The sequence below is a fragment of the Microbacterium sp. Root166 genome (genome assembly GCF_001427145.1).
GTDB lineage: Bacteria > Actinomycetota > Actinomycetes > Actinomycetales > Microbacteriaceae > Microbacterium.
On record NZ_LMGL01000002.1, the window covers coordinates 104,479 to 121,755 of the forward strand.

At 68.7% G+C, this 17,277-nt stretch carries 18 protein-coding genes; 11 read left to right on the plus strand and 7 right to left on the minus strand.

Annotation, left to right across the window (positions count from 1 at the left end):
- Positions 1–15: 15 nt before the first annotated feature.
- A complete protein-coding gene (locus ASD56_RS08270) occupies positions 16–603 on the minus strand; it encodes a DUF3043 domain-containing protein (RefSeq protein WP_055964121.1) in 588 nt (195 codons plus the stop codon).
- Between the two features lie 46 nt (positions 604–649).
- Between ASD56_RS08270 and ASD56_RS08275 the strand changes: the two genes are divergently transcribed.
- From ASD56_RS08275 to ASD56_RS08300, 6 genes are all read left to right on the plus strand, one after another.
- Positions 650–2,050 carry a dipeptidase gene (locus ASD56_RS08275; RefSeq protein ID WP_055964124.1) on the plus strand — a complete coding sequence of 467 codons (1,401 nt, stop codon included), beginning with the start codon at positions 650–652 and terminating at the stop codon, positions 2,048–2,050.
- Between the two features lie 86 nt (positions 2,051–2,136).
- Positions 2,137–2,502 (plus strand): HesB/IscA family protein, encoded by a 366-nt coding sequence (locus ASD56_RS08280; protein WP_055964127.1) that lies wholly within the window; start codon positions 2,137–2,139, stop codon positions 2,500–2,502.
- Positions 2,503–2,661: 159 nt separating this feature from the next.
- Positions 2,662–3,564 carry an aa3-type cytochrome oxidase subunit II gene (gene ctaC, locus ASD56_RS08285; RefSeq protein ID WP_082541383.1) on the plus strand — a complete coding sequence of 301 codons (903 nt, stop codon included), beginning with the start codon at positions 2,662–2,664 and terminating at the stop codon, positions 3,562–3,564.
- A 2-nt stretch (positions 3,565–3,566) separates the two neighbouring features.
- A complete protein-coding gene (ctaD, locus tag ASD56_RS08290; RefSeq protein ID WP_055964132.1) occupies positions 3,567–5,330 on the plus strand; it encodes an aa3-type cytochrome oxidase subunit I in 1,764 nt (587 codons plus the stop codon).
- A complete protein-coding gene (locus ASD56_RS08295; RefSeq protein WP_055964135.1) occupies positions 5,331–5,765 on the plus strand; it encodes a cytochrome c oxidase subunit 4 in 435 nt (144 codons plus the stop codon). It abuts the gene before it with no gap.
- Positions 5,766–5,767: 2 nt separating this feature from the next.
- Positions 5,768–6,577 (plus strand): PP2C family protein-serine/threonine phosphatase, encoded by an 810-nt coding sequence (locus ASD56_RS08300; RefSeq protein WP_200947480.1) that lies wholly within the window; start codon positions 5,768–5,770, stop codon positions 6,575–6,577.
- 22 nt (positions 6,578–6,599) lie between these two features.
- Here ASD56_RS08300 and ASD56_RS08305 read toward each other — a convergent pair whose 3' ends face one another.
- From ASD56_RS08305 to ctaE, 5 genes are all read right to left on the minus strand, one after another.
- On the minus strand, positions 6,600–7,019 hold the full coding sequence (locus tag ASD56_RS08305; RefSeq protein WP_055964138.1) for a rhodanese-like domain-containing protein: 420 nt from the start codon (positions 7,017–7,019) through the stop codon (positions 6,600–6,602).
- Positions 7,020–7,181: 162 nt separating this feature from the next.
- On the minus strand, positions 7,182–9,029 hold the full coding sequence (gene qcrB / locus ASD56_RS08310; protein WP_055964141.1) for a cytochrome bc1 complex cytochrome b subunit: 1,848 nt from the start codon (positions 9,027–9,029) through the stop codon (positions 7,182–7,184).
- The gene (qcrA, locus tag ASD56_RS08315) at positions 9,026–10,105 is read right to left on the minus strand and encodes a cytochrome bc1 complex Rieske iron-sulfur subunit (protein ID WP_055964144.1); all 1,080 of its coding nucleotides are present in this window, start codon (positions 10,103–10,105) and stop codon (positions 9,026–9,028) included. Before qcrA ends, qcrB begins: the two co-directional genes overlap by 4 nt.
- A 34-nt stretch (positions 10,106–10,139) precedes the next feature.
- Entirely contained in the window at positions 10,140–10,943 is an 804-nt protein-coding gene (gene qcrC / locus ASD56_RS08320) for a cytochrome bc1 complex diheme cytochrome c subunit (RefSeq protein ID WP_055964147.1), read from the minus strand.
- A gap of 20 nt (positions 10,944–10,963) precedes the next feature.
- Positions 10,964–11,608: an aa3-type cytochrome oxidase subunit III gene (ctaE, locus tag ASD56_RS08325; protein WP_055964150.1), complete on the minus strand. Its 645-nt coding sequence runs from the start codon at positions 11,606–11,608 to the stop codon at positions 10,964–10,966.
- Positions 11,609–11,794: 186 nt separating this feature from the next.
- On the opposite strand from ctaE, the gene trpD reads away from it, so the two are divergent.
- From trpD to ASD56_RS08350, 5 genes are all read left to right on the plus strand, one after another.
- On the plus strand, positions 11,795–12,856 hold the full coding sequence (gene trpD / locus ASD56_RS08330; RefSeq protein ID WP_055964153.1) for an anthranilate phosphoribosyltransferase: 1,062 nt from the start codon (positions 11,795–11,797) through the stop codon (positions 12,854–12,856).
- 98 nt (positions 12,857–12,954) lie between these two features.
- Positions 12,955–13,452, plus strand: a complete 498-nt coding sequence (locus ASD56_RS08335; protein WP_055964156.1) for a hypothetical protein — start codon at positions 12,955–12,957, stop codon at positions 13,450–13,452.
- 22 nt (positions 13,453–13,474) lie between these two features.
- On the plus strand, positions 13,475–14,470 hold the full coding sequence (locus ASD56_RS08340) for a PHP domain-containing protein (RefSeq protein WP_055964159.1): 996 nt from the start codon (positions 13,475–13,477) through the stop codon (positions 14,468–14,470).
- Positions 14,471–14,501: 31 nt separating this feature from the next.
- The gene (locus tag ASD56_RS08345) at positions 14,502–15,008 is read left to right on the plus strand and encodes a ClbS/DfsB family four-helix bundle protein (protein ID WP_162249513.1); all 507 of its coding nucleotides are present in this window, start codon (positions 14,502–14,504) and stop codon (positions 15,006–15,008) included.
- A gap of 9 nt (positions 15,009–15,017) precedes the next feature.
- The gene (locus ASD56_RS08350; protein ID WP_157535889.1) at positions 15,018–16,301 is read left to right on the plus strand and encodes an MFS transporter; all 1,284 of its coding nucleotides are present in this window, start codon (positions 15,018–15,020) and stop codon (positions 16,299–16,301) included.
- Positions 16,302–16,316: 15 nt separating this feature from the next.
- On the opposite strand, the gene ASD56_RS08355 is transcribed toward ASD56_RS08350, so the two are convergent.
- Complete coding sequence (locus ASD56_RS08355) at positions 16,317–17,249, minus strand: 5'-3' exonuclease (RefSeq protein ID WP_055964169.1); 933 nt, start codon at positions 17,247–17,249, stop codon at positions 16,317–16,319.
- Positions 17,250–17,277 lie beyond the last annotated feature (28 nt).

The window sequence follows — 17,277 nt, forward strand, 5'->3', positions numbered from 1 at the left end:
GAACCGCGGTCGGGTTCAGACCGGGCGCTGGCCGCGCTTGACCTGCGGCTTCGGCAGACGGAGGAAGCGCATCTGGACGGTGCGCATGGCCGCGTACCAGCCGAGGCCCTTCTCCTGCTTGTCGGCGCCGAACTTCGCCTTGACGGCGCGCTTGGCGAAGATCGACGTCAGGACCATGTCGCCGACCACGAAGAGGATGAAGATCCACAGCGCCACGAACGAGTAGTACTGGACCTCGGGCACCGGGATGAAGGTCGCGAGGATCACGACGAGCATCGCGGGCATGACGGCCTCGCCGAGGTGCCAGCCGGAGTCGACGAAGTCGCGCACGAACTTGCGCTGTGCGCCCTGGTCGCGGGCGGGCAGGTAGCGCGGGTCGCCCGCCGCCATGCCGACACGGGCCTTCTCGCGCTTGGCGTTGAGGTCGGCGCGCGCGCGGGCCTTCGCTTCCTTGGAGTCCGGAACGAGCGGCCGCTTGCGGGCCGCCTCGCGCTCGGCGCGGGTGGGCGTCGCCCGTCCCTTGCCACTCACGGGCACTCCATTGAGCACCGTTCCGTCGGAGGGGGCGTCGCTGGACGCGGGTGCTTCAGGGTTCTTGGCCACGATGATCCTCGGGAAATCGGCTAGGGGTGCACTTAAGATTACCCGCATGACAGTTGAGCTCTCCCGACAGGATGCTGTGCGCGACGCCGCGGCCTCCGGCATCCCCGCCGCCGTCGCCGACCTCGGTGCGCTGGTGCGCATCCCGTCGGTGGCCTTTCCCGGTTTCGACCCCGCGCCCGTCCGGCGCAGCGCGGAGGCCGTCGCCGACCTGGTGCGCGAACTGGGGCTGTTCGAGACGGTCGAGATCCGCACCGCCGTCATCCCGGAGACCGGCGAGGAAGGGCAGCCGGCTGTGCTCGCGTCCCGCGCCGCCCGCAACGGCCGGCCCACGATCCTGCTGTACGCCCACCACGACGTCCAGCCGGTCGGCGATGAGGCGCTGTGGGAGTCCGCGCCGTTCGAGCCCACCGTGCGCGGCGGGCGGCTGTACGGCCGCGGCGCCGCCGACGACAAGGCCGGCATCATGGCGCACATCGCGGCGCTGCGCGCGCTGAAGGAAGCCATCGGCGACGACTTCGATCTCGGCGTCGCGCTGTTCCTGGAGGGGGAGGAGGAGGCCGGTTCGCGGTCCTTCGCCCAGTTCCTCTCCGACAACGCCGACGCGCTGCGGGCCGACGTGATCGTCGTGGCGGACTCCGGCAACTGGGACGACAAGACCCCCGCGCTCACCGTGTCGCTGCGCGGCAACACCCGATTCACGCTGCGCGTGAAGACCCTCCACCACGCGTCGCACTCCGGAATGTTCGGGGGAGCGGTGCCGGACGCCATGATGGCCACGGTCACGCTGCTGTCGACCCTGTGGGACGAGAGTGGGGCGGTGGCGGTGGAGGGACTCACCGAACGGGATGCCGAGACCCCGCCGTACAGCGAGGAGACGCTGCGTGACGAGGCAGGCCTTCCGGCCGGCGTCTCACCGGTCGGCGGCGGCACGATCCTCAGCCGCATCTGGAACAAGCCGTCGATCACGATCACCGGCATCGACGCCCCCTCGGTGGCGAACGCCTCCAACACCCTCAGCCCGGAGGTCTCCGTCGTCATCAGCGCGCGCATCGCGCCGGGCCAGCCTGCCCGCGAGGCGTACGCGGCCATCGAGGCGCACCTGCGTGCACACGCCCCCTGGGGCGCGGAGCTGACCTTCAGCGACCAGGACTACGGCGACGCGTTCCTCGTCGACACGTCCGGCTGGGCGGTGGCGGCCGCCCGCGAAGCGCTCCACGAGGGCTACGGCGTCGAGTCGGTCGACATCGGCGTGGGCGGCTCCATCCCGTTCATCGCGGACCTCGTGCGCGAGTTCCCCGCGGCGCAGATCCTCGTCACCGGGGTGGAGGACCCGCACGCGCGGGCCCACAGCCCGAACGAGTCGCTCCATCTCGAGACCTTCCGCAATGCGGTCCTGTCCGAGGCGCTGCTGCTCGAGAAGCTCGACGCCCGGGACGGTCGAGCCTGACACGGCCGGGCTCGGAGCCGGCTCACGGCGGACGGGCGTAGAATCGAGGCATCCCGCCGCGATCGCGGCCCGTCCGGAGGAGTGCCATGACCGACACTGCACTGTCGACCGACCAGTCCACTCGTGAGCACGGCGTGCTGCTGACCGATGCCGCTTCGCTCAAGGTGAAGAGCCTCCTCTCGCAGGAGGGGCGCGATGACCTGCGCCTGCGCGTGGCGGTCCAGCCCGGTGGCTGCAGCGGCCTGATCTACCAGCTCTACTTCGACGAGCGCTTCCTCGACGGCGACAAGGCCGTCGACTTCGACGGCGTCGAGGTGATCGTCGACGACATGAGCGTGCCCTACCTCGACGGCGCGACGATCGACTTCAAGGACACCATCTCGGAGCAGGGCTTCACCATCGACAACCCGAACGCCGGCGGCAGCTGCGCGTGCGGTGACAGCTTCCACTGATCCGAGCAGATTTTGCCAGGCCCGGTGCGCTCCTCGGAGTGCCCGGGCCTGCGGTTTTTCCGCTCCGGCACTCGAATGAGCCTGGGCGGATGGCCTGAATCCCCTGAACGCTTGCCCTAGACTGGCGAGAGTCATTTGTCAGACCCAGAAAGGTGCATCGTGCCCTCGAAACGCCGTCTCCGCTGGGCCCTTCTCCCCGTCGGGATCGCCACGGCAGCAGTGCTTGCCGGTTGCACGCCGACCGAGCTGAACGGCTTCCTCCCCGGCTTCGTCGAGAGCGGCGGCGAATTCGCCACGGACCGCACGCAGATGGTGTCGGCCCTCTGGGTCAACTCCTGGATCGTGCTGCTCGCCGTCGGCGTCATCACGTGGGGACTGATGGGCTGGGCCGCGATCGCCTACCGCCGTCGCAAGGGCCAGGTCGGCCTGCCGGTGCAGCTGCGCTACAACATGCCGATCGAGATCTTCTACACGATCGTGCCGCTGATCCTCGTGATCGGCTTCTTCGCGTTCACCGCGAAGGACCAGAACGTCCTCGAGACCCAGTACGAAGACCCCGATGTGTCGATCGTCGCGATCGGCAAGCAGTGGGCCTGGGACTTCCAGTACGACGGCGAAGACGAGGAAGACACCGTCTGGACCATGGGCGTCCAGGCGCAGACCGACCCCGAGGGCACCGTCGTCAGCGAACTGCCCACGCTGGTCCTCCCCGTCGACAAGACGGTCAAGATCAAGCTGCAGTCGCGTGACGTCATCCACTCCTTCTGGATCATCGACTTCCTCTACAAGAAGGACATGTACATCGGCAAGGACAACTTCTGGTCCTTCACGCCGACCCGCGAGGGCACGTACGCCGGCAAGTGCGCCGAGCTGTGTGGCCAGTACCACTCGATGATGCTCTTCAACGTCGAGGTGGTCAGCGAGGCCGAGTACGAGGAGTACCTCGAGACGCTTCGCGATGCCGGCCAGACCGGTGACATCAACGACGAGTACGACCGACTTCAGAACCTGCCGGGCACCGATGGCTCGGGCGAGGCTTCCGAAGAAGAGGGAGAGCACTGATCATGGCGACGACGCTTCCGCTCCAGGAGACGACGCAGGGTCGCCCGACCACTCTGCCGCCACGCCAGGCCGCGCTGCTCAGCGCGTCGCGCGTGGAGCAGAAGGGCAACATCGTCGTCAAGTGGATCACCTCCACCGACCACAAGACGATCGGCTACCTGTACCTGATCTCGTCCGTCATCTTCTTCCTCCTCGGTGGAGTGATGGCGCTGATCATCCGTGCTGAGCTCTTCGAGCCCGGGATGCAGATCATCCCGACGAAGGACCAGTACAACCAGCTGTTCACGATGCACGGCACGATCATGCTGCTGATGTTCGCGACGCCGCTGTTCGCCGGTTTCGCCAACGCGATCCTGCCGCTTCAGATCGGTGCACCCGACGTGGCGTTCCCGCGTCTGAACGCCTTCGCGTTCTGGCTGTTCCTGTTCGGCTCGACCATCGCCGTCGCCGGCTTCCTCACCCCTCAGGGTGCGGCCGCGTTCGGCTGGTTCGCCTATCAGCCGCTCGCCAACGCCAGCTTCTCGCCAGGCGTCGGAGGCAACCTCTGGATGCTCGGCCTCGGCATGAGCGGTTTCGGAACGATCCTCGGTGCGGTGAACTTCATCACCACGATCATCACGATGCGTGCACCGGGCATGACCATGTGGCGCATGCCGATCTTCTCCTGGAACACGCTGATCACCAGCATCCTGGTCCTGATGGCCTTCCCGGTGCTCGCCGCCGCGATCCTGGCCGCCGCCGCGGACCGCGTCCTCGGCGCCCACATCTACGACCCGGCCAACGGCGGTGTGCTGCTGTGGCAGCACCTGTTCTGGTTCTTCGGCCACCCCGAGGTCTACATCATCGCGCTGCCGTTCTTCGGCATCGTGTCGGAGATCTTCCCGGTGTTCAGCCGCAAGCCGATCTTCGGCTACAAGACCCTCGTCTACGCGACGATCGCCATCGCGGCGCTCTCGGTGGCGGTCTGGGCGCACCACATGTACGTCACCGGTGCGGTGCTGCTGCCGTTCTTCGCCCTGATGACGATGCTGATCGCGGTGCCCACGGGCGTGAAGATCTTCAACTGGATCGGAACGCTCTGGCGCGGCTCGGTGACGTTCGAGACCCCGATGGTGTTCGCGCTCGGCTTCCTCGTCTCCTTCGTGTTCGGCGGTCTCACCGGTGTGATCCTCGCGTCGCCGCCGCTGGACTTCCACCTCTCGGACTCGTACTTCGTCGTGGCGCACTTCCACTACGTCGTCTTCGGCACCGTCGTGTTCGCGATGTTCGCCGGCTTCTACTTCTGGTGGCCGAAGTGGACGGGGAAGATGCTCAACGAGCGCCTCGGTTACGTCCACTTCTGGATGCTGTTCATCGGCTTCCACATGACCTTCCTCATCCAGCACTGGCTGGGCGTCGACGGCATGGTGCGTCGCTACGCCGACTACTCCGAGGCCGACGGCTGGACGTTCCAGAACCAGGTCTCCACGGTCGGCGCCATCATCCTCGGCGCATCGATGATCCCGTTCCTCTTCAACGTCTGGGTGACCGCCCGCAAGGCGCCGAAGGTGACCGTCAACGACCCGTGGGGCTACGGCGCCTCGCTCGAGTGGGCGACGTCGTGCCCGCCGCCGCGGCACAACTTCACGTCGATCCCGCGGATCCGCAGCGAGCGGCCCGCGTTCGACCTGAACCACCCCGAGGCGGGAATCCCCGTCGGCGTCGGACCCGCGAAGGACGCCCCCGAAGCCCCGGTTGTGGACCTCGCCGAGGGAGAGGTGAAGTAAGTGCGTACCAACGCCGGACTCTGGTGGCTCCTCACCGTCTTCTTCCTGATCGTCGCGATCGTCTACACGACCTGGAACATCCTCGCGAACCCGCAGGAGTTCTGGCCGAACCGCATCGAGTGGGTAGGCAGCGTCGGCCTGCTGTTCACGGCCCTCATGGGCGCGCTCATCGCGTTCTACATCGGCCGTGTCCACGCCTCCCAGGGCGGCGAGCTGCCCGAAGACGTCCTCACCGCCGACATCGACGACGGTGACCCCGAGCTGGGCGAATTCAGCCCCTGGTCGTGGTGGCCGATCGTGCTCGCCTTCTCGGCAGCCCTGGCGATGATGGGCCTCGCCGTCGGGGCCTGGCTCTTCCCGATCGGTCTCGCGGTGTTCGCCGTCGCGATCATCGGCTGGGTGTACGAGTACTACCGCGGGTACTTCGCGCGCTGATCGTGACGCTCACCCCTCGGGTGAGGCTGCGCTCGAGCGCCGTCTCAGACACCGGTGCCCACCGGTCCGTCAATCAGGACGCCGCCTTCACCGCAACGTGGGGTGGTGCGGTCGCGGACGGCGTCGGCGGCGGGCCGGCCGGCGACCTCGCGTCATCGGCGCTCGTGCATCGCCTGGCAGCGGGCAATGTCGGGCCCGTCGACGCGGAGAACCTCGGCGTCAGCGTGCGCACGGCGAACTGGGACCTTCGGGCCCACGCTGAGAGAGACCCTGCGCTGCACGGGATGGCGACGACGTTCACCGGCCTGTTCGTGTCGCGCGACGGCGACCTGCTGCTCGCGCACACCGGCGACTCGCGGGCGTACCGTCTCCGCGAGGGCGTCCTGACGCAGCAGACGCGCGACGACTCGTACGTTCAGGCGCTCGTCGATCGCGGACTCGTGGCGGCGGAGGATGCCGCCACCCACCCCCGCCGCAACCTCATCACCGCGTCGCTGAGCGGTGGTGAACGCGACACGATCATGGTCGCCCAGGTCGACGCGCAGCCCGGAGATCGGTGGCTGCTGTGCAGCGACGGCCTGAGCGACTACGTGCCCCACGCCGTGCTCTCCGAGGTCGTGACGCAGCATGCGACGCCCGAGGAGGCCGCCGCGGCGGCCGTCGCGATCGGGCTCGACGCCGGGTCCCGCGACAACGTCACGGCCGTGGTCTGCGACGTGGACTTCACGGGCGACTTTCCCGCGTCGCCGGCGCCGGCCGCGTTCTACGGTTCGGCCGCTCTGCGGTTCACCGAGGGCCTCGAGACCGCGTGAAGCCGGCGGCTGGCTCCTGCGGCTAGGCGCCCACCGGCGCGCGGACGACCATCACCTGCGGGTCGAAGACGCGGGGGAGTGAGCCCTCGTCGTTCTCGGTCGGCTGGCCCTCGCGGACCCAGTACTCATACCCGCCGATCATTTCCCTGACGCGGAAGCCCAGCTTCCCGAACTCCACAGCGGCCTTGGCGCCGGCGTTGCAGCCGGGGCTCCAGCAATACACGACGACGGGGACGGCAGGATCGAGCTCCTGCAGCGCGCGCTCCGCGATCTGCGGCCGTGGCAGGTGGACGGCTCCGGCGATGCGCCCCTGCGCCCACGCCTCGTCGCCACGCACGTCGACGAGGACGAAGGTCTCGCCGCTCTTCTGTGCGGCGTACACGTCCGAGGCGTCTGTTTCGAGGGCGAGCTTGGCGGAGAAGTACTCGAGTGCGCTGATCATGCTTCCAGGCTAGCTGCGGCGCGCACGCGGAGTTGCGCCGCGGGCGGTCACGCTGCGCCGGAATCCTGCCGTTCCGGCAGGGGAGGAGGTGCAACGCAGGATGCCCCGGCACGAGCACCCGCGAGGGGGCCGTGCCGGGGCATCCGGAAGAACTGCGGTCTGCTACTGACCGGTCTCCTTCTCGCGGTTGCGCGGCTTCTTCTCGCCGTCCTCCGGGACGATGATGTTCGACGGGCGAACAGCGGTCTCGGAGTTGTGGCCGTCGTCGATCGGCTTGAGCGGAGCGTCGGGGACTCCGGCGCGCTCGTGCGCACCCTGGAGCTCGGCGTTCTCTTCGGTCTCGATGTGGTCGAGCGCGTGGTGCTGGTGGGCCAGCGCCGCGTCGAGCTCGGACTGCGTGACGGGGGAGAGGCGGTCCTCGAAGAACCACCGCGACAGCGACGCGCGGACGTTCTCGTGCCACGGGATGCGTCCCTTGGCGTTCGGGCGCACCACGAGCGGCTCGTACGTCTCGAAGTCGACCAGCTTGTAGCGCTCGTACTCGTCGACCGGCTGGTGGACCTCGATGTACTCGCCGCCCGGGAGGCGGACGATGCGACCGGACTCGTACCCGTGCAGCGCGATCTCACGGTCCTTCTTCTGAAGGGCGATGCAGATGCGCTTGGTGACGAAGTACGCGATGACCGGGCCGAGGAACAGCAGGGCCTGCAGCGTGTGGATGACGCCTTCCATCGTGAGCCAGAAGTGGGTCGCGATGATGTCGGACGCCGCCGAGGCCCACAGGACCGCGTAGAACGTGACGCCGGCGGCGCCGATGGCCGTGCGGGTGGCCGCGTTGCGCGGACGCTGGGCGATGTGGTGCTCGCGCTTGTCGCCGGTGACCCACGCCTCGATGAAGGGGTAGATCATGACGAGGACGATGAACACGCCCAGGCCGATGAGCGGCACGAGGATGTTGAACGACCAGGTGTGGTCGAACAGCACGAACTCCCAGCCCGGCGGGATCAGTCGCAGGGCGCCGTCGGCGAAGCCGATGTACCAGTCGGGCTGCGTTCCCGCCGACACCGGTGACGGGTCGTAGGGGCCGTAGTTCCAGATCGGGTTGATCGTGAACAACGCCGCGATGAGGGCGATCACGCCGAACGTGATGAACAGGAAGCCGCCCATCTTCGACATGTACACCGGCATCATCGGGTAGCCGACCACGTTGCTGTTGGAGCGACCGGCGCCGGCGAACTGCGTGTGCTTGTTGATCACCATGAGCATCAGGTGAAGCACGAGCAGGCCGACGAGGATCGCGGGCAGCAGCAGGATGTGCAGGGAGTACAGACGTCCGACGATCGCGGTGCCCGGGAACTCGCCGCCGAAGAGCAGGAACGAGGTCCAGGTGCCGATGAGCGGGATGCCCTTGACCATGCCGTCGATGATGCGCAGGCCGTTGCCGGAGAGCACGTCGTCGGGGAGCGAGTAGCCGGTGAAGCCCTCACCCATCGCGAGGATGAACAGGATGAAGCCGATCACCCAGTTGAGCTCGCGCGGCTTGCGGAACGCTCCGGTGAAGAACACGCGCAGCATGTGCACGCCGATGCCGGCGACGAACGTCAGAGCCGCCCAGTGGTGCATCTGACGGACGAGGAGTCCGCCACGGAGGTCGAAGGAGATCTCGAGCGTGGAGGCCATCGCGGCCGACATCTCGATCCCCCGCATCGGCAGGTAGGCGCCGTGGTAGTGGGTTTCGACCATGGAGGCGTCGAAGAAGAACGTCAGGAACGTGCCGGTGAGCAGCACGACGACGAAGCTCCACAGCGCGATCTCGCCGAGCATGAAGGACCAGTGGTCCGGGAAGATCTTGCGGCCGAGCTCCTTGACGAAGCCCGACAGGCTGGTGCGCTCGTCGATGTAGTTCGACGCGGCACCGACGAACCGGCCACCGAGCGGCTTGTCGCGCGGAGGGGTCGCGGCGGGAGGAGCCTCGGTGAGGTTCTCGTTAGGGGCGGTTGCGGTACTCAATGACGCTCCCAGAAGCTCGGGCCGACGGGTTCGGTGAAGCCGCTGCGCGCGACGAGGTAGCCCTCGTCGTCGACGGTGATCGGCAGCTGCGGCAGCGGACGTGCGGCGGGGCCGAAGATCACCTTGGCGGCGTCGGTCACATCGAACTGCGACTGGTGGCAGGGGCACAGCAGGTGGTGCGTCTGCTGCTCGTAGAGGGCGACGGGGCAGCCGACGTGCGTGCACACCTTGGAGTACGCGACGATGCCGTCGTAGGACCAGTCGGCCTTCTCGGGGGCCTCGGTGATCTGCTCGGGGAGCAGACGCATGAGGAGGACGATCGCCTTCGCCTTCTCTTCGAGGTAGCCGTCGCTGTGGGACAGTGCCGCGAGCTCTTCGGGGATGACGTGCACGGCCGAGCCGAGGGTCACATCGGCCGCGCGGATGGGCTCACCGCTGGGGTCGTGCGCGAGGCGGGACCCCTCTTTCCACATCGTCTCGTTGAGGAGGGCCACCGGGTCGCCGCCGTGCGGGTGCTCGGGGGTGTCCTGGGGCGCGAGTCCGCGGAAGAGCACGATGCCGGGAGCGACCGAGGCCACCAGGGCGGCGATGAGCGAGTTGCGGATCATCGCGCGACGGCCGAAGCCGGACTCTTCGTTGGCTTCGGCGAATGCCTGGATGGCAGCCTCGCGCGTCGTGTCCCGGCCGCGCGTCGCGTGACGGGGCTCGGTGAACTCCTTGTCGGACATGATCGCCTTGGACCAGTGGATCGCTCCGAGGCCGATGGCGAGCAGTGCCAGGGCGATGCCGAGGCCGATGAAGAGGTTGTTGTTGCGGATGTCGATCATCCGGCCGCTCTCGATCGGGAAGAGCATGTAGGCCGCGATGGCCCAGATGCTTCCGGCGATCGAGATGTAGAAGAGCGTGTACACCGTGCGGACGGCGTTCTTCAGCGCGACCGGATCCTTGTCGGTCATCCGCTCGCGATGCGGAGGGAGCTCCGGGTTGCGCACCGGGTCGGTGACCGCGACGGCGAGCCCGGGGGAGGGCTTCCAGGAAGCCCTCTCGTGCTCGAGCGGGTCGTCCTCGTGTGCCATGCTGCTCCTCGTCAGTTCTTGCGTGTCAGTGGGGTCAGTTGGACTTCGCCGTGATCCACACGGTCAGTGCGATCAGCGAGCCGATCCCGAAGATCCAGATGAACAGGCCCTCGGAGACGGGTCCGAGCGAGCCGAGCGTGAAGCCGCCGGGCGACTCCGACTCCTGCAGGAAGAGCAGGTACGAGATGATGTCGCGCTTCTCTTCGGTCGTCAGGGTCATGTCGTTGAAGACGGGCATGTTCTGCGGACCCGTGACCATCGCCGCGTACATGTTGAGCGGGGACGTCTCGTAGAGAGCCGGGGCGTACTTGCCCTCGGTGAGCGCACCGCCGGCGCCGGCGACGTTGTGGCACATCGCGCAGTTGATGCGGAACAGCTCGCCGCCCTCGGAGGCGTCGCCCTGACCGTCAAGGACCTCTTCATCGGGGAAGGTGGGTCCGGGGGCGATGCTCTGGATGTAGGCGCCGACGGCCGCGATCTGCTCGTCCGTGAACTGGACCGGCTTCTGCGGCGCCTGCGGTCCCTGCATCTGCAGGGGCATGCGGCCGGTGCTCATCTGGAAGTGCACGGACAGCTCGCCGACGCCGTACAGCGACGGGCCGTCGGGCGTGCCCTGGACGTCGAGTCCGTGACAGGTGGCGCAGTTCGCCTGGAAGAGCTTCTCGCCGTCCTCGGCCGTCAGCGCTGTGGCGGCGGCCTCGGTCGGGGCGGTGGCGGCTACGGCGGCGGATGCGCCGGCGTAGATGCCGCCGGTGATCAGCAGGCCGATGCCGATGAGTGCGGCGGCAGCCCAGGGACTGCGACGGCCTTTCGAGCGGCGCGGGGTCTCGCGTGCCATATCGGGGATCAGCTCCGCTCTTATTTCAGGAAGTAGATGACGAGGAACAGGGCGATCCAGACGACGTCGACGAAGTGCCAGTAGTACGACACGACGATCGAGGAGGTCATCTCCTTGCGCCCGAAGTTCTTGACGGCGTACGCACGCCCGATCACGAGGAGGAAGGCGATGAGCCCGCCCGTGACGTGCAGGGCGTGGAAGCCGGTGGTGAGGTAGAAGGCCGAGGCGTACGAGTTCGCGTCGATCGGCATGCCCTCGGCGACGAGCTGGGCGTACTCCCACACCTGGCCGGAGACGAAGATCGCGCCGAGCGCGAAGGTGAGCCAGAACCACTCGACCATTCCCCAGCGCTGCCAGAACCGGTTGGACTTCACGGTGTAGGGCTGGAAGCGCTCAGCGGCGAAGACGCCCATCTGGCACGTGACCGACGAGAGCACGAGGATGATCGTGTTCACGGTCGCGTAGGGGATGTTCAGCAGCTGCGTCTCCTCGGCCCACAGGCCGGGGGAGGCGTTGCGGAGCGTGAAGTAGATCGCGAAGAGGCCCGCGAAGAACATCACCTCGCTGCCGAGCCACACGATGGTGCCGACGGCGACCGGATCCGGCCGCTTGACGGACCGCATGGCCTGAGAGTAGGTCGCTTGGGAGGTCGTCACGCTCCCCATTATGGCCGATCTTGGGACTCCCTATTCCCATCACGGGGCATGTATTTGCCCGGATCGGAACTTAGGTCGACCTAAGAGAGTGCCGCGAGTCCGCCGTGAACACGACATGAACCCGCCCGGATGCCGCATCCGCACCGTTCTGTCACGAAACGGTTCCGATCTCGCGCCCCGGATAGGCTCGGGGTCATGGCGGAGCTGTACACCTGGCCGGGCATCCTCACGACGCTGCTCGAGCGGCGCGACCTCAGCGTCTCGGAGTCGACGTGGGCGATGCGCCAGATCATGTCGGGCGCCGCGACGCCCTCCCAGCTGAGCGGTTTCCTGATCGCTCTGCGGGCGAAGGGCGAGACCGTCGACGAGATCGTCGGGTTCCGCGACGCGATCCTGGAGGCCGCGCTCCCGCTGCCCGTGGATCCCGCGGTCCTGGACATCGTCGGCACCGGCGGCGACCGCTTCGGCACCGTCAACGTCTCGACCATGGCGGCACTGGTGGCCGCGGCATCCGGTGTCCCCGTGGTCAAGCACGGCAACAAGGCCGCGAGCTCCGCGTCGGGATCCTCCGACGTCCTCGGCGCACTGGGGCTGGACCTCACCCTCTCGCCGGAGGCGGTGGCCGAGACGCTCGAGCGCGCGGGCATCACGTTCGCGTTCGCCGCGGCGTTCCACCCCGGTTTCCGTCACGCCGGGCCGACCAGGAGCGAGCTCGGCGTTCCCACGGTCTTCAACTTCCTCGGGCCGCTGTGCAACCCGGCACGTGCCGAGGCCAACGCGGTGGGCGTCGCCCACCTCGACCGGGTGCCGCTCATCACCGGCGTCTTCCGCACCCGCGGCGCGACCGCCCTCGTGTTCCGCGGCGATGACGGGCTGGACGAGCTGACGACGACCGGCCACAGCAGGCTGTGGGAGGTCAGCCGCGGCGACATCCACGAGCACGACCTCGATCCGCGCGACCTCGGGATCCCCCTCGCCGACATCGACGACCTGCTCGGCGGGGACCCTGCCCACAACGCGGCCGTGGTCCGACGTGTTCTGGGCGGCGACGAGGGGCCGGTGCGCGACATCGTGCTGCTCAACGCCGCGGCAGGACTCGTCGCCTACCGGCTGTTCCAGGACGCGACCCAGGTGCAGCGTCCGATCCTCGAGCGCCTCGCGGAGGCGCGAGACGACGCGGCCGCGTCGATCGACAGCGGAGCCGCCCTCGCAACGCTCGACCGCTGGGTGGACGTCACACGGCAGCTCGCCTCCTGACGCCCGCCGCGTTCACCGTTCGGAGACCCTGGGCGCGTGGTCTACCGCCGGAATCCGCACGCCGCTAGGTTGGCCGCAACCCCACCCAGGAGGATGCGATGACCCAGGAACTGCCCCCCACGACCTCGGACACGATCGAGCCGCCGGCTAAGCGAGTCGGATTCGTGAAGGCGGTGGGCATCCTCGGCATCATCGCCGGGATCGTGCTCATCGTCGTCGGCGTCATCGCCTGGATCGGGGTGACGACCCAGCTGACGGCCGAGAACATCACGATCCCCGACGACGCCATGGCGTTCCAGGGCCAGCAGGTCACCGGACCGCTGACGGCGTACGTGCAGGCGGACATCATCAACCAGCACGCTCTCGCGGCCTCCGACGGCAAGACCTATGCCGAACTCGATCAGGACGACCCCGTGCGCACCACGGTGATGCAGGCCTCGTTCCTGCGCACGTCGCTGTACACCTCGGTCGTCGCCTATGGCGTCTCGCTGTTCGCCGCCGGCATGGGAGTCCTCTCGATCCTCTTCGGATGGGCGATCCACCGGCTCGCGAGCGTCCCTGTCGTCGTCCGGCGCACGCCGCTGGCGGCCGCATGACGCCGGCACGGCGGCACGGCCGATGAACCCGTACGAGGCGCTCACCGAGATCGCGACGCTCCTCGAGCGGGAGCGCTCCTCGCGGTACAAGTCGAAGGCGTTCCGCTCCGCGGCGGACGCGATCGTGGGCCTCACGGACGAGCAGCTGCGGGATTCGGCATCCCTTCGTCGTCGCAAGGGGATCGGGGACTCGACCTTCGGAGTCATCCAGGAGGCCCTGGCCGGCGGCGTGCCGGCCTACCTCGCGGACCTGCGCGAGCGGGCGGGCGTGCAGGTGGCCTCGCAGCTGCGACCGCTGCTGCGCGGCGACCTGCACTCGCACAGCGACTGGTCGGACGGCCTGACCTCGATCGATCTCATGGTCGCCGCGGCACGCGCACTCGGCCACGAGTACCTCGCACTCACCGACCACTCCCCGCGCCTGCGTGTGGCGAACGGGCTGTCACCCGAGCGCCTGCGCGAGCAGTTCGAGGTCGTCGCGGGCATGAGCGGCGACGGCTTCACGCTGCTGCCGGGCATCGAGGTCGACATCCTCGACGACGGCTCGCTCGACCAGGAGCCCGAGATGCTCGACCGGCTCGAGATCGTCGTGGCGTCGGCGCATTCCAAGCTGCGCATGGAGCGCGGCCCCATGACGAGGCGGCTGGTCGCAGCCGTGTCGAACCCGCATGTGGATGTGCTCGGGCACGTGACCGGCAGGCTCGTGGAGGGCTCGCGCGGAACGAGGCCGCAGTCGACGTTCGACGCCGAGCGGGTGTTCGAGGCCTGCGCGGCGCACGGCGTCGCGGTCGAGATCAACTCCCGGCCCGAGCGTCAGGATCCGCCCGACGAGCTCATCGCGCTGGCGCTGGAGAGCGGATGCCTCTTCTCGATCGACTCGGATGCGCATGCGCCCGGACAGCTCTCGCTCATCGACCACGGTGCCGAGCGCGCCGAACGGGCAGGAGTGCCCGCCGAGCGCATCGTGACGACGTGGGACCTGGCACGGCTGCGAGATTGGACCTCCCGCAGCCGGTGACGGCGTCGGAGCCCGGCGGTACGGTGTGACCGTGGAACTGAGCAGAGCAGCACTCATCTCGGGCAACGACGCGGAGTTCTCCGCTCTCCTCGAGCTGATCGGCGGGCTCCCGCCGGAGCGCCTCGACGAGGACTTCGCCGGAACGGCGCGAGACCGCAATGTTCGCGATGTCATCGCCCACCTGCACGCGTGGCACATCCTGCTCGAGAAGTGGTGCGCCGACGGCGAGGTCGGCGGCATGCCGGCGATCCCCGCTGAGGGGTACACGTGGCAGCGCCTCGCCGAGCTCAACGAGGAGCTTCGCCTGCAGTGGCAGGACACCTCGCTCCCCGAGCTCCTGGCGCTGCTGCGGGCGTCGCACGAGTCGCTCCAGGCGATGGTCGCGCTGCACACGGATGCCGAACTGGAGGGTCCGACGTCGTACGCGTGGACGCAGGGATCGCCGCTGGGAGAGTTCGCCTGGGAGTGCGGCGGCAACCACTACGCGTGGGCGCGGACGACCATCACGGCCGGTCTGGCGCTCGGGGGCCGCGCCTAGACTCGTCGGGTGACCTCTGACCCCGCCTCCGGAGCGAGGCGGGCACTGCCCTGGCTGGTTGTAGCCGGTGTGCTCGTGGCGGCGCTCAGCCTGCGCGGCCCGATCATGTCGCCGACGCCGGTCATGACGCAGATCGAGGACGACTTCGGCATCGGGTCCGGCACCGCCGGGCTGCTGACCACCGCCCCCGTGCTCATGTTCGCCCTGCTCACACCGGTCGCCGCGCTCGTGATCCGCCGTGCCGGCGCCGAGGCGGCGCTGCTGATCGCGCTCAGCGGAGTGCTGATCGGCACCTTCGTCCGCGCGCTCCCCGGGTTCGGGTGGATGCTGACGGGAATGGTCGTCATCGGGGCCTCGATCACCATCGGCAACGTGGTCATCCCCGTGATCATCCGGCGGGATGTGCCGCCCGAGCGGGTCGCCCTCGTGACCGCTGCGTATGCCGCCACGCTGAATGTCGGGTCGCTCCTGACCTCACTGCTCACGGCGCCGCTGGCCGAGGTGATCGGCTGGTCGTGGGCCCTCGTGGCCTGGTCGTTCCTGACCTTCGGCGGGATCGGGCTATGGTCGATCCACATGCGTCGCGCCCGTTCGCAGGGGAGCGAGAGCGGAGAGCAGCACTCCGGGTCGTCGCCCGCGTCCGGCGTTCCCCGCGCCGGCGTCGATCCGGACACGCTCACGGGGCCTCTTCCCGTCGTCGCGCACGGGCGCGAGAGCCGTGTCGTCTTCGGGCGTCCGGTGGCATGGCTGCTCGTCGGTGCGTTCGGCCTGCAATGCACCATGTACTACGCCCTGTCGACCTGGCTGCCGACGTTCGCGGCCGACGAGCTCGGGCTCGATGCCGCGGCGGCGGGCGCGGTCGCGTCCATCTATCAGGGCGTCGGAATCCTCGGCGCGTTCGTCGTGCCGCTGCTGCTGCGGTTCACGCCCCGCATCGTCGCCCCGCTGGTCATCTGCGCGTCCTGGCTGATCGTGACGACCGGCCTGCTGCTGGCTCCCGAGCTGCTGTGGGTCTGGCTGTCCTTCGGCGCCATCGGGCACGCCGGCGGATTCGTCGTGGTCTTCTCGGCCCTTGTCGCCGTGTCGAAGACGGACACCGAAGCGGCCGGGATGTCGGCCTTCGTCCAGGGCGGCGGTTACGCCCTCGGGGCCCTCGGCGCCCCGGTCATGGGCGCGCTGTACGAGGCGACGGGCGAATGGACGACCGCGCTCGCTGTCATGGTGGTGCTCGCCGTGGTCTACTGCGGGGCGCTGCTCGCCGCCGTCGCGTCCTCGCGCCGCGCGGCGCGCTGAGATCCGGCCGCGCGATCAGCTGGCGTCGACCCGATCGAGTGCGTCGATGATGCGGGTCATCGCGGTGCCGAGCGCCCATTCGTCGGCGAGCACGGTCGCGGCGACCTTCGCCTCGTCGTCCAGCGGTCGCAGCCGCGCATCGATCGCGGGCAGATCCAGGTCGCGAACGACGGCGACGACCTTGGGCGCCACGGCGAGGTAGGGCGCGCCGGCGGCCAGCTTCGCCCGGACTCCGGCCGACATGCCGTCGCCCGCCTCGGCTGCAGCGAGGATGCCGGGGAGATCGCCGTGCGCGGCGAGCAGGCCCGCGGCGGTCTTCTCCCCGATGCCCGCGACGCCCGGCAGTCCGTCCGAGGAGTCGCCCCGCAGCGTGGCGAAGTCGGCGTACTGGCTGGGCAGCACCCCGTACTTGGCCACGACGGTCGCGTCGGTCAGGATCTCGAGGTTGCTCATGCCGCGCGCGGTGTAGATGACGCGCACGTCGCGGGCGTCGTCGACGAGCTGGAACAGGTCGCGGTCTCCGGTGACGACGTCGACCGGCAGGGTGGCGCGCGTGGCGAGGGTGCCGATCACGTCGTCGGCCTCGTGCTCGGCCGCGCCGACGATGGTGATGCCGAGTGCGCCGAGCGCGGCACGGATCACCGGCACCTGCACTTCAAGAGGATCGGGGACGATCTCGACGTCGGGCCCCACCGCGACCACCTCGGCGACGCGATGTGTCTTGTATGTCGGGATCAGGTCGACCCGCCACTGCGGGCGCCAGTCGTCGTCCCAGCACGCCACGAGGTGCGTCGGGCGGTAGGTCGTGACGAGCTTCGTGATGATGTCGAGGAAGCCCCGCACCGCGTTCACTGGCGTGCCGTCGGGCGCCCGCACCGTGTCGGGGACGCCGTAGAACGCGCGGAAGTACAGGGAGGCGCTGTCCAGGAGCATGAGGCGATCGGTCACGGGCTTCATCCTGGCACGCGGGACCGAC